This window comes from Hymenobacter sp. B81 (genome assembly GCF_044628455.1).
Lineage (GTDB): Bacteria > Bacteroidota > Bacteroidia > Cytophagales > Hymenobacteraceae > Solirubrum.
Map to the genome: position 1 here is coordinate 1039126 of NZ_JBIYZW010000001.1, position 12113 is coordinate 1051238.

11 protein-coding genes are annotated in these 12113 nt (G+C 58.7%); 10 read left to right on the top strand and 1 reads right to left on the bottom strand.

Features of this window, described 5'->3' with window-relative positions:
• The first annotated feature begins 20 nt into the window (after positions 1 to 20).
• The 8 genes from ACE191_RS04680 to ACE191_RS04715 all read left to right on the top strand — a co-directional run bounded on the left by ACE191_RS04680 (position 21) and on the right by ACE191_RS04715 (position 9572).
• Positions 21 to 851: a carboxypeptidase-like regulatory domain-containing protein gene (locus tag ACE191_RS04680; protein ID WP_400191020.1), complete on the top strand. Its 831-nt coding sequence runs from the start codon at positions 21 to 23 to the stop codon at positions 849 to 851.
• Positions 852 to 915: 64 nt separating this feature from the next.
• Positions 916 to 1665, top strand: coding sequence for a DUF434 domain-containing protein (locus tag ACE191_RS04685; protein ID WP_400191021.1), 750 nt, complete (start codon positions 916 to 918; stop codon positions 1663 to 1665).
• 136 nt (positions 1666 to 1801) lie between these two features.
• A complete protein-coding gene (locus tag ACE191_RS04690) occupies positions 1802 to 2263 on the top strand; it encodes a T6SS immunity protein Tdi1 domain-containing protein (RefSeq protein ID WP_400191022.1) in 462 nt (153 codons plus the stop codon).
• 155 nt (positions 2264 to 2418) lie between these two features.
• Positions 2419 to 5925, top strand: a complete 3507-nt coding sequence (locus tag ACE191_RS04695) for a methylmalonyl-CoA mutase family protein (protein ID WP_400191023.1) — start codon at positions 2419 to 2421, stop codon at positions 5923 to 5925.
• A gap of 108 nt (positions 5926 to 6033) precedes the next feature.
• Positions 6034 to 6366, top strand: a complete 333-nt coding sequence (locus ACE191_RS04700; RefSeq protein WP_400191024.1) for a hypothetical protein — start codon at positions 6034 to 6036, stop codon at positions 6364 to 6366.
• 125 nt (positions 6367 to 6491) lie between these two features.
• A complete protein-coding gene (locus ACE191_RS04705) occupies positions 6492 to 7103 on the top strand; it encodes a GrpB family protein (protein WP_400191025.1) in 612 nt (203 codons plus the stop codon).
• A gap of 146 nt (positions 7104 to 7249) precedes the next feature.
• The gene (locus ACE191_RS04710; RefSeq protein WP_400191026.1) at positions 7250 to 8509 is read left to right on the top strand and encodes an SIR2 family protein; all 1260 of its coding nucleotides are present in this window, start codon (positions 7250 to 7252) and stop codon (positions 8507 to 8509) included.
• Positions 8510 to 8627: 118 nt separating this feature from the next.
• Complete coding sequence (locus tag ACE191_RS04715; protein ID WP_400191027.1) at positions 8628 to 9572, top strand: TIR domain-containing protein; 945 nt, start codon at positions 8628 to 8630, stop codon at positions 9570 to 9572.
• 79 nt (positions 9573 to 9651) lie between these two features.
• On the opposite strand, the gene ACE191_RS04720 is transcribed toward ACE191_RS04715, so the two are convergent.
• The gene (locus ACE191_RS04720; RefSeq protein WP_400191028.1) at positions 9652 to 10326 is read right to left on the bottom strand and encodes a hypothetical protein; all 675 of its coding nucleotides are present in this window, start codon (positions 10324 to 10326) and stop codon (positions 9652 to 9654) included.
• A 656-nt stretch (positions 10327 to 10982) separates the two neighbouring features.
• Here ACE191_RS04720 and ACE191_RS04725 point away from each other — a divergent pair.
• Together ACE191_RS04725 and ACE191_RS04730 are read left to right on the top strand one after the other, a co-directional pair.
• Positions 10983 to 11927 (top strand): acyltransferase family protein, encoded by a 945-nt coding sequence (locus tag ACE191_RS04725; protein WP_400191029.1) that lies wholly within the window; start codon positions 10983 to 10985, stop codon positions 11925 to 11927.
• Positions 11825 to 12109 (top strand): hypothetical protein, encoded by a 285-nt coding sequence (locus tag ACE191_RS04730; protein ID WP_400191030.1) that lies wholly within the window; start codon positions 11825 to 11827, stop codon positions 12107 to 12109. The genes ACE191_RS04725 and ACE191_RS04730 overlap by 103 nt, the downstream gene beginning before the upstream one ends.
• Positions 12110 to 12113: the final 4 nt, after the last annotated feature.

Genomic DNA, 12113 nt, shown 5'->3' on the forward strand with positions numbered 1-12113 from the left:
GCCGCCTGCTGGCCAGCCTGGTGCTGGCCGCCGCTCCCCGGCTGGTCCCGGCCCAAACCGCCCCGCCCCTCGAAGGCCAGGTGCTCAACGCCCGCACCGGCCAGCCCGTGCCGTTTGCCACCCTGGGCGTGCCGCGCCGCGGCCTGGGCACCGTGGCCGACGAGCAAGGCCGCTACCTGCTGCGCCTGCCCGCCGGTTCGGCCGATACCCTCATCGTGACCAGCGTGGGCTTTGCCCGCGAAGTAGTGCTGCCCGCCGCGCTGGCGGCCGGGCAGCGGGTGTTCCGGCTCACGCCCCAGGAGCAGGCCATTGCCAACGTCGTCATCGCGCACCGGCGCGTACGCCCGGCCGTGCTGGGCCGCCGCCAGTCCCAGGGCGACCTGCGCTGGCTGGCCGGCTCCAGCGGCAAATCCACCGTCGACGACGAATGGGGCTGGGAGTTGGGCACCGTGCTCAGCCCCGCCCGCCCGGCCCGGCTCGAGGAATTTCACGTGTACCTGGCCGACAACCAGTACGAGCACCTGCGCTTCCGCCTCAACCTCTACGCCCTCGACAACGGCCGCCCCGGCCCGCCCCTGCTTTCCCAGGACATTCAGCTCACCGCCCGGCCCCGGCAGAAAGGCTGGCTCAGCGTCGATTTGCGCCCCTACCAGCTCACCTTCGACGCCCGGCCCGTGGTGGCCACTATTCAGTGGCTGCAGAGCGAGAAAACCCAGCCCGAAAAAAAGTACTTCGCCATTCCCGTCAAGCGCCAGCCCCGACACACGATGGTGGAGCGCGAAAACAGCCAGGCTCTGTGGACGCTGCACCCCATGCAGCCCAGCCTGTACTTCGATTTGCTGATGGAGTAAGACCGGCCACGCTTTCAGGCCACTTGCCCATTTCCAACCTGCCGCTACTGTTCTTCGCCTGCCTATGCGCCCCGCCGATACCCGCCACCGTGGCCCCCACCCCGCCGATGCCGAGCTGTTTGCCCCCCAATGGGTGCCGGTGCTTGGGCGCGCGGTTGCGGAAATGTCCTGGCTGCTGACGCGTGGCTACCCGCCCGGCGGCACCCTCAAACTGGTCGGCGACCGGTATGCCCTGACGGAGCGCCAGCGCTGGGCCGTGGGCCGCGCCGCCTGCACCGACGAGCAGCTTGCCCACCGCACGGCTACCCAGCTACCCGCCACCGGCCTGAATGGCCGCCCCGTGGCCATCGACGGCTTCAACCTGCTCATCACCCTCGAAACGGCCCTGAGCGGCGGCGTGGTGCTGCGCGGCCGCGACTCGGCCCTGCGCGACCTGTCGAGCATCCACGGCACCTACCGGGCCGTGCAGGAAACCGACCGTGCCATCCGCCTGGCGGCCACCGCCCTGCTTCCCCTGAACCCCGGCCCCGTGCGCTGGCTGCTCGATCAGCCCGTGTCCAACAGCGGCCGCCTCGCCGGCCGCCTGCGCGAGCTGGGTCCCGAGCTGGGCCTGCCCTGGGCGGCCGAAGTCGTGCTGAACCCCGATACCCTGCTGGCCGACACCACCGACCTCGTGGTGACTTCCGACTCCGTGGTGCTCGACCGCGCCGGCGCCTGGCTTAACCTCGCCGCCCTGGCCCTAGAGGCCGAGCCACCGCGCTGGCTGCTCGACTTAAGTCTCGGCAATACAGAGGCGCAAGGATTCAGTAGGTAATCAGTTGGTAAATTGATCGAATTGCCCAGGAATCCTTAGCCCGCAGAGGCCAGCGCCGAAGACGCGTCCTGCGCGTTTCTTCTGCGACCTCAGCGGGCTACCTTCCCGGCGTTTTACCAAACCCTGCCGTCCAGCCATGCTGATCACCAATCCCATCGACAAGCGCGAAGCCCCGGCACTTCTGCAGGCTTGGCACTGGCTGGTAGAGCAAGAAGCTACCATCCTGGTTGTTTCCGTTTTCGGCGACTTGTTCCTGCAGTATCCCAACGAGTCAGTTTACTGGCTTGATACCGGAACCGGTGACCTTACCAGGCTGGCGGCCAACGTGGCCGAGTTTCAGGCACTTCTGCAGCAGCCGGAAAATGCGGCGTATTGGCTACTCCCGGATTTGGCAAATGAGGCCCAGCAAACCGGTTTGGCACCCGGCCCCCACGAAGTCTACAGCTTCATCCTGCTCCCGGTACTGGGCGGAGAGTACACGCCCGAGAACCTACGGCCCACCCACCTGCAAGCCCACCTAAACCTGACGGGAGTGCTGAACGAGCAAATCCGAAACCTGCCCGATGGCACCAAGGTGACATTCCAGGTAACTGAATAGCGCTGCGCCCTCCGCGTTTCTTCCGCGGCCTCTACGGGCGAATCTTGCTGCCGGCCACCCAATTCACCCTGCCACCCCGCGGTTTGCGGCTTCCCCGCCCCGCCGGCCGTTTTTCGTACCTTCGCTGCCCTATTTCCCACCTGCTCTACGCTGCCATGCACCCAGCTCCCGTAGCTCCCTACAAACCCAAGAACCACGTCCGCATCGTTACCGCCGCGGCCTTGTTCGACGGCCACGACGCGGCCATCAACATCATGCGCCGCATCATCCAGGCCAGCGGAGCCGAAGTCATTCACCTCGGCCACAACCGCTCGGTGCAGGAAATCGTCGACTGCGCCATCCAGGAAGACGCCCAGGCCATTGCCATTACCTCTTACCAGGGCGGCCACAACGAGTTTTTCAAGTACATGTACGACCTGCTGCAGGAGCGCGGCGCGGGTCACATCAAAATCTTCGGCGGCGGCGGCGGCGTCATCCTGCCCTCCGAAATCGAAGACCTGCACCAGTACGGCATCACCCGCATCTACTCGCCCGACAACGGCCGCGCCATGGGCCTGCAGGGCATGATCAACGACCTGCTCGAGCAGGCCGACTTCCCCACCGGCCAGCACCTCAACGGCGAAGTCTCCCACGTCAAGCAAAAAGACGCCCGCTCGCTGGGCCGCCTCATCTCCGCCGCCGAAAACTTCCCCGAGGAGTTCGAGCGGGTGAAGGCTTCGTTGTTCGCAGATCGTTCTTCGTTGTTCGATGGCGGCAGTCAGCAAACGGCTACTGAGGCAGCAAACGCGACGAACAACGAACAACCAAAAACGAAAAACGAAAAACAAGCTCCGATCCTGGGCATCACCGGCACCGGCGGCGCCGGCAAGTCAAGCCTCGTGGACGAGTTGGTGCGCCGCTTCCTGCTCGACTTCCCCGACAAAACCATTGCCATCATCTCGGTCGACCCGAGCAAGCGCAAAACCGGCGGCGCCCTGCTCGGCGACCGAATCCGGATGAACGCCATCAACAACCCGCGCGTGTACATGCGCAGCCTGGCCACCCGCCAGAGCAACCTGGCCCTGAGCAAGTACGTGCAGGACGCCGTGGACGTGGTGCGCGCCGCCGACTTCGACCTGATCATCCTCGAAACCTCCGGCATCGGCCAGTCCGACACCGAAATCATCGAGCACTCCGACGCCAGCCTCTACGTGATGACGCCCGAGTACGGCGCCGCCACCCAGCTGGAAAAAATCGACATGCTCGATTTCGCCGACGTCATTGCCCTCAACAAGTTCGACAAGCGCGGCGCCCTCGACGCGCTGCGCGACGTGCGCAAGCAGTACCAGCGCAACCACCAGCTCTGGGACCAGCCCCTCGACCAGCTGCCCGTGTTCGGCACCATCGCCTCGCAGTTCAACGACCCGGGCATGAACCGCCTCTACCGCGCCGTGCTGCAAACCGTAGAACGCAAGTCCGGCGTCACCTTCGCCTCCCAGCTCGAAACCTCGGCCGAGGTCAGCGAGAAAGTCTACATCATCCCGCCGCACCGCACGCGGTACCTGTCCGAAATCACCGAAACGATTCGCCAATATGATCAATGGGTGGAAAAACAGGCTGAAGTGGCTCAGCAGCTCTTCGGCCTCCAGCAAAGCCTTCTCGCCGTTCGAAGCCTCGGATCCGGCGCAGCTCACGCCGGCGGGGGGAGCAGCGCAAACCTCCCCGACCCAGGAGCACTCGTGGCCGGCCTGGAGGGCACATTCGAGGAACTCAAGCTCCGGCTCGATGGGCAGAACTGGAAACTCCTGGAGACCTGGCCGCAAAAGGTAGCCGCCTACAAGGCCCCCGAGTTCATCTTCAAGGTGCGCGACAAGGAAATCCGCATCCAGACGCACTCCGAAACCCTCTGCCACCTGCAGGTGCCCAAAGTGGCCACCCCGCGCTACACCGCCTGGGGCGACTTGCTCACCTGGATGCTGCAGGAAAACGTGCCCGGCGAGTTTCCCTACACCGCCGGCGTGTTCCCCTTCAAGCGCGAGGGCGAAGACCCCACCCGCATGTTTGCCGGTGAAGGCGGCCCCGAGCGCACCAACCGCCGCTTCCACTACGTGTCGGCCGGCCTGCCCGCCAAGCGCCTCTCCACGGCCTTCGACTCGGTCACGCTCTACGGCGAAGACCCCGATTTCCGCCCCGACATCTACGGCAAAATCGGCAACTCGGGCGTGAGCATCTGCTGCCTCGACGACGCCAAGAAGCTGTACTCCGGCTTCAACCTCGCCGACCCGGTTACCTCCGTGTCGATGACCATCAACGGCCCCGCCGCCACCATCGCCGCGTTCTTCATGAACGCCGCCATCGACCAGCAGTGCGAGCTGTACATCAAGGAGCACGGCCTGGAAGACGAGGTCAACCAGAAAATCGACGCCATTTACCGCGAGCTGGGCCAGGAGCGCCCGCGCTACCAGGGCGAGCTGCCCGAGGGCAACGACGGCCTGGGCCTGCTGCTGCTCGGCGTCACCGGCGACCAGGTGCTGCCCGCCGAGGTCTACGGCCCCATCAAGGCCCGCACCCTCTCGCAGGTGCGCGGCACCGTGCAGGCCGATATCCTGAAGGAAGACCAGGCCCAGAACACCTGCATCTTCAGCACGGAGTTCTCGCTGCGCCTCATGGGCGACGTGCAGCAGTACTTCATTACGAACAAGGTGCGGAACTTCTACTCCGTCTCCATTTCGGGCTACCACATCGCCGAGGCCGGCGCCAACCCCATCACCCAGCTGGCCCTCACCCTCTCCAACGGCTTCACCTTCGTGGAGTACTACGTGAGCCGCGGCATGGACGTGAACGACTTCGCGCCCAATCTCTCCTTCTTCTTCTCCAACGGCATGGACCCCGAGTACGCCGTGCTGGGCCGCGTGGCGCGCCGCATCTGGGCCAAGGCCATGAAGCTGAAGTACGGGGCCAACGCCCGCTCGCAGATGTTGAAGTACCACATCCAGACCTCGGGCCGCTCGCTGCACGCCCAGGAAATTGACTTCAACGACATCCGCACCACGCTGCAGGCCCTCTACGCCATCTACGACAACTGCAACTCCCTGCACACCAACGCCTACGACGAGGCCATTACCACGCCCACCGAGGAATCGGTGCGCCGCGCCATGGCCATTCAGCTCATCATCAACCGGGAGCTGGGTCAGGCCAAGAATGAAAACCCGCTGCAGGGCTCCTTCATCATCGAGGAACTGACCGACCTGGTGGAGGAAGCCGTCATGGCCGAGTTCGACCGCATCACCGAGCGCGGCGGCGTGCTGGGCGCCATGGAAACCATGTACCAGCGCGGCAAAATCCAGGAGGAAAGCCTCTACTACGAGATGCAGAAGCACACCGGCGAGCTGCCCATCATCGGCGTCAACACCTTTCTCTCGTCCAAAGGCTCGCCCACGGTGCAGCCCGCCGAGGTCATTCGCGCCACCGAAGACGAGAAGCAGTACCAAATCAGCATGCTCCAGCGCCTGCACGCCCGCAACGCCGCGCAAACGGCCGAAGCCCTCAAGCGCCTGCAGCAGGTAGCCGTGCAAAACGGCAACATGTTCGAGGCCCTCATGGAAGCCGTCAAGTCCTGCTCCCTCGGCCAGGTCACCAACGCCCTGTTCGAAGTAGGCGGCCAGTACCGGCGGAATATGTAAGCTGCGGCTGCTTGGGCTCAACAGAAACGGGTGCTACCTTGTGGGAGGTAGCACCCGTTTTTGCTTATCAATTACCAGTAGGAACGTTTGATTTCGTTGCCTCGACTCATGACAATTCTTTTACTCCTAATCCTTGTAGCAATACTCTGTCTAGCCTATACCGTTTTACGGGCAAACGGCATCAGCAGAAAACAACGCCAGGACTTCCTGAATGTATTCAGCAATAAGCCGATAGCATTGCCCGCTCTTAGGTTTGGCGCCGCCTATGGTTGGCCAACGTTTGAGGTAACCTTCACTACCAACGAGGACTTTGAATTTGCCCAACGCAATAAGCTCCTGCACGCCTTTGAGGCACGCATCCAAGCCTACCAAAACCACTACCAATCGGACGTATCAGCATTCCGGGCTAGCTGGGCAATCAGCTACAAGGTTAAAAGCTAACGTTTTACTTGGCAGAAGCTGAACGCAGTACCGCACCACCGGCCCGTAGTTGGTGCCGCGTAACCTGTACCCATCCCATAGCAAATACGCCAAGTACATTCCCACGCAAGCAGCCACGGAAACTCATGGAACCCGCTAAACCAATCCTGGTAACGCCTTACTCCGACCATTGGCCGATACATTTTCAGCAGTTACAGGAGGTGTATGCCAGTCAGGTTTCAGGATTAGTTGTCGGAATTGAACACGTGGGCAGCACCTCCGTGCCGGGGCTAAAAGCCAAACCGATCATCGATATCGACGTGATTGTGGCGGATGAAACCCGGCTAAAAGCCGTCATTCCCCGCTTAGCCGACCTGGGCTATCGGCACGTAGGCGACCAGGGCATCAGAGGCCGGGAAGCCTTCGAGCGCACTTCCCCCTTCGCCCCGTTCAACCACGCGGGCCAGGCCTGGCCCGATCATCACCTGTACGTGTGCCTGCAAGGGAGCGTGAGCTTGCTGAACCACCTCAGATTCCGGGATTACCTCCGCGCCCATCCCGAGCAGGCCCAGGCCTACGGACAACTCAAAGAAAAGCTGGCAGCCGAATGCGCCGGAGATATGAACCGTTACGTAGCCGGCAAAACGCCTTTCATTCTCCGTATTCTCCAGCAGCTCGGCTTTGAAACCGCTTCGCTGGCAGCCATCCACTCCCAAAACGCCTCTGCTGCACATGCCTCCCCCTGGCGCGTCGATTAGCGCTGTCAAGTCCTGCTCCCTCGGCCAGGTCACCAACGCCCTGTTCGAAGTAGGCGGCCAGTACCGGCGGAATATGTAAGCTGCGGCCGCTTGGGCTCAACAGAAACGGGTGCTACCTTGCGAGAGGTAGCACCCGTTTTTTGATTATGGCAAACATTTGTTTCTTACTTGGAGCAGGCTTCTCTGTACCTGCAGGCTATCCTAGCGCTTTTGATGTCAGCCAAAAGCTAATAGCCTATGACAATAGATATATGTACGCACATACCAGCGGCTTCTACCTTGTAAAAAAGATATTCTATACATTAGGCGAAAACCCTTTCGAAGAGTACAATAATACTAAAGAATGGAATGGCGAAAGTTTTTCTTGGAAAGAAGGAGCCATGATGTTAGAGGTTTTAATAAGTATCTACCGTTCCAAAATTGATAGCTCAATAAAGAACTATGAAGAGCTTTATGACTTTATAAATAACTTCCGCATATACTCTAAAGAAAATATTGAGACTATACTCTACGAGACACGACTAGTTGGCAAACGAAAATTAGATGACCCTTACTGGGGATGGTGGACTAATAAGATTGAAAAATACTCGAACGATGAAACTGAGAGTGGAAGCTGGGTAACAGCTATAGGTCACGCTTTATTATGTTTTGACTATTTAATAAATGATATAATACAAAAATTAAAAAGCAACAAGCACTTCGATTACCAAAATCTTATACAGTTTATCAAAAACAACACTAGCTTCAACTTTGATTTTTTCACTTTAAACCATGATTTACTACTTGAGAATTTGTTTGAATCAAACCAAATAGATTATAGCGACGGGTTTGAAGCAGGAAAGTTTTATTCTGATGAATCCCCTATTATGTATCATTTTGCAGCAAACTACTCAAGCAGCAATAGAATATACAAACTACATGGTTCTGTAAACTACTGGGACTACTACTACGTCATCAACAGTCAAGCCATCGATAAACACGTAGTTATAAAGCACAAATCAGGCGAATATCATTCTTTCTACATAAATGATGGAAGTGGCTCTCAGATAGTAGCCGAAAACAGCGGGCTTATACTGAGCGGAGTGGAAAGCAAAAAACTCAGATATAGTGGTCCACTCGTCTGTGATTTAATGCCCATTTACAAAGAAAAATTAGACTCCGCAGATTTAGTTATTGTTATTGGATATAGCTTTATGGATGCTATAATCAATACTGTTCTGGATGAAAGCGTTTTCAGCCATAATGAGAAGCCCTTAATTGCAGTGGGGTTTGGCAATGCTCCAGAATACTTGCACACAAAGATGTTGTCAGGCACGAGCATTACTTTCCAGGGTGATGGTATTGACAAATACAATTTTGCCGACGCACAAAGCTTACTAGACCGTTTAACCCAGCATGAGCTATAACCAACCCGCAACACCCCTCACCACTCCAGCTCAAGCTTGCAACATGACAATCGGAACGGTCTTGAGGCATAAGTTGCTTCACCGAACCTGATACAAACAAAACTCAAGTATTGAATATATGATTATATGGCGGATTGCAAAAAAGGAATATATTACTGACATGAGCGGCATTGGCGGCTTGTATGCGACTGGAAGATGGCATCATTTAGGAACAAGAATTCTTTATACCTCATCAAGTTTAGAGCTTGCAATACTGGAGTCTCTGGCTAACCAGCCAAGAAATTTCACTCCATCAGATTACGCATTAGTTCCGCTCTACATTCCTGCAGGAACCTCAATTAAAAGAATGACTATCGATGAATTGCCCCAGGGATGGGAACAAGTTCCTTACACAAGGGTAACGCAGGATTTAGGAACGCAGTGGGCAAAAGGTATGGAGACATGCTTACTAGAACTTCCAAGTTTACAGTCTCCTTATGGAAAAGTGTACCTAATCAATCCGTTACATGTAGATTCATATAAAATAGCAACAGGCAATGTGGAGAGTATAAGCTTTGACCCAAGACATTTTAATAGTAAGAATTTAACATCCTTCAAACCCACATACACTTCCAGCAACATGAACTTCATCAACCAAGCTGAAATTACGAAAAAATATGATGTATTTATATGCCATGCAAGCGAGGATAAGCCTTCCGTAGTAGAGCCATTGGTCAAAAAGCTTGAGCAAGCTAACATTAACGTATGGTTCGATAAATCTAATATTAAATGGGGAGACAGTATAACTGAGAAGATCAATACAGGACTTAAGGATTCCAAATTTGTACTAGTTGTGCTTAGTACAAATTTCCTGCGAAAAAACTGGCCTAAACGGGAAATGAATGCTGCTTTAAATATTGAAGCCTCTCTAGGTAAGGTAAAAGTGCTTCCTCTAGTTGTTGGCTCAGACGAAGAATTTAAAAATATTATACAAGAGTTAACCTTACAGAATGACAAACTATTCATGAGGTGGAACAACGACTTTGATGAAGTCGTTAACGCCATGAAGGAAAGACTATCATAAGTTACTAACCCCCAAAACCATAACCGGCCCGCCCCCCAAACCTGGGAAGCGGGCCGGTTCCATTCACAGGCAGGCCACCCTACGGCTTCACCCCGCCCGTATTGCCGCCCGAGTTCAGAATCTTGCGCACCTGCAGATACCCCCGGTGCAGCGGCCGGTTCAGCAGCTTAAAGGCCTTCATGTCCTGGTCCAGCGCCCGCACCTCGTCCATCAGCGCATCCACCAGGTCCTCCAGCTCGGCCCCGGCCAGCACCCGCTCGTTGATGGCCTTGCGCGGCGCCGGCTGCGCCGCCTTGTAGGTCGTCAGCGCCGCGCGCAGCGGTTGCAGCGCCGCCGCCGTCAGGCCCTGCCGCGTCAGCTCCGGCACCACGTCGGCGCGGGCCGCGCTGCCCAGCACCGCCTCGGCCACCCCAATAAAGGCCAGCGGCCGCAGCCGCCTGAGCTGCTTGCTGCTCAGCGTCACCGCTGCCAGCAGGTCATGGTCGGCCAGGCGCTGGGCCACCCGCGTCATCGGTCCCAGCAGCGCCGGCAGCAGCTCCAGCAGCAGCTTGCGCGCCTCCCGCGCCTCCTGGGTCAGCGGCTCGGTGCGCTTGGCCGTTCCCTCGCGCGAGCCTTCCAGCTGCCCATACAGGTCGCGCACCTCATCCGCCTGCTCGCCCGCCGCCGCACTCACCCCAATAGCCCCCTCGTGCTCCCCCAAATACCCCACCAGCCGCTCGCACATGGCCAGCTGGTCTTCCTTGAACTTATCCATCACTGATAAAAACTAAACCAGCAGAACCGCTCCGCCCAGCGCGACAAGCCCCTGCTTGTCAGTTCCAAAATACCAGCACCCCGCAATTTTCCCAACTCCCCAACCTTCGCTGCGCTAAATTTTTTCCCTTTTTCTTCTCATCACGGTTTATTCTCTCTCTACCCTCCCATCACCGGTTCTATCAATAGGATAAAACACGCATCAACTGGATAAATCCCTGACTAGCCAGCTAAAACACCCTTCCGCTATGGCAAAACACCATTAGTCTATCACGAAACACCATTTGACTATTGCAAAACACCCTTCGACTATCGCGAAACACCATTCGGCAGCCATAAAACACCCTTCGGCTAGAACGAAACACCATTCCGCTCGTGCAAAACACTCTTCGGCTGTCGCAAAACACCATTCGACCAGAGCGAAACCCCATTCGGCTACTGCAAAACATCCTTCGGGAATCGCCCAACCCGGTGCCGCCCCCGCGTCCCTAGCTTCGGCTGCCCCAGTACCTACAGCCTCTGGTCCATCCCCTCCCAAAGCACTACCTTGCTTCGTTGCGCCCCGCCAGCCTCCGCCGAAAGCAGGCCAGCTTCCACTGCTCCCCGCGGCCCCGGCCGGCGGCGCCCGCTCCTGCCATTCCCTCCCGCTGCTTGCCCGTGCCCCGCACCTCCACTACCCTCCCGCTGGCTTCGCCCCCGCCCACCGCGGCCGCTCCCCGCTCCGCCGAGCTGGATCTGCTGCGCTTCCTGGCCAGCCTGGTCGTCGTGCTCACGCACTTCACCTACAGCATGCCCCGCATTGCCCACCTCGGCCCCAGCTTCCCGCTGCTGGGCGGCGTGTTTCGCTACGGCTACCTGGCCGTCGATCTGTTTTTCATGATCAGCGGCTACGTCGTGCTCAAGTCGGCCCGCCACAAGTCCCTGCGGCAGTTCGTCACCGCCCGCATCACCCGCCTCTATCCCGCGTTCTGGCTCAGCTGCCTGCTCACCTTCGCGGGCCTCTACCTCAGCGGCAGCCTGCCGGCCAACCCCGCCACACTGCGGCAGCTCGTGTTCAACCTCACCATGCTGCACGAGTTCCTGGGCTACCCCTCCCTCAACGGCGTGTACTGGTCGCTCACCTACGAGCTCACGTTCTGCTTTCTGGTGGGCCTCATCATTGCCGGCCGGCTCTGGCCTTGGCTCTGGCCCATTATGCTGGGCTGGCTGAGCTACACCCTGGTGGCGGGCCCGCTGCCCCCCAACCACCTGTTTAGCTACCTGTTCATTCCCAAACACAGCGCCTGGTTTATCGCCGGCATGCTGTTCTACCTGCTCCAAACCCGCCAGCGCCCCGCCTGGCAAGTCGGCCTGGCCCTGCTGGCCGCCTTCGCCCTAGCCCTGCGCAGCGACCGGGCCGAGCGCCTGCTCAACCAGCAGTTCTACCACGATGCCCCCTCAACGGCGTTATCACCGCCGCCGTCATTGCCCTGTTTTTCCTGGCCTTCTACCTCATTCTGGTGCGGCAGTGGCGCCTGCCCGCCCACCCGGGCTGGCACGGGCTGGGCCAGCTCACCTACCCCCTCTACCTGCTTCACGGCCTGGCCGGCGTCGTCATCCTGAACCCTTTTCAGCACCAGCTACCCCGCGGCCTGCTGCTGATCGGGGCCCTGGCCTTCGCCTTGCTGATTGCCTGGGCCACCCACATCGGGGTCGAGCGCCCCCTCAGCCGCTGGCTGGCGCGCGGGCTCGCGCGGCGCGGGGCCACCCCGCAGCCGGTGCAGCCCCTTCCCGTCAGTTCCTGAGCCC

What these genes read in the sequence shown, in the direction of transcription:
- ACE191_RS04700 (WP_400191024.1), top strand. Translation starts at nt 6,034, where the DNA reads ATGACAATTCTTTTACTCCTAATCCTTGTAGCAATACTCTGTCTAGCC.
- ACE191_RS04720 (WP_400191028.1), bottom strand. Translation starts at nt 10,326, where the DNA reads ATGGATAAGTTCAAGGAAGACCAGCTGGCCATGTGCGAGCGGCTGGTG.
- ACE191_RS04685 (WP_400191021.1), top strand. Translation starts at nt 916, where the DNA reads ATGCGCCCCGCCGATACCCGCCACCGTGGCCCCCACCCCGCCGATGCC.
- ACE191_RS04710 (WP_400191026.1), top strand. Translation starts at nt 7,250, where the DNA reads ATGGCAAACATTTGTTTCTTACTTGGAGCAGGCTTCTCTGTACCTGCA.
- ACE191_RS04690 (WP_400191022.1), top strand. Translation starts at nt 1,802, where the DNA reads ATGCTGATCACCAATCCCATCGACAAGCGCGAAGCCCCGGCACTTCTG.
- ACE191_RS04715 (WP_400191027.1), top strand. Translation starts at nt 8,628, where the DNA reads ATGATTATATGGCGGATTGCAAAAAAGGAATATATTACTGACATGAGC.
- ACE191_RS04695 (WP_400191023.1), top strand. Translation starts at nt 2,419, where the DNA reads ATGCACCCAGCTCCCGTAGCTCCCTACAAACCCAAGAACCACGTCCGC.
- ACE191_RS04705 (WP_400191025.1), top strand. Translation starts at nt 6,492, where the DNA reads ATGGAACCCGCTAAACCAATCCTGGTAACGCCTTACTCCGACCATTGG.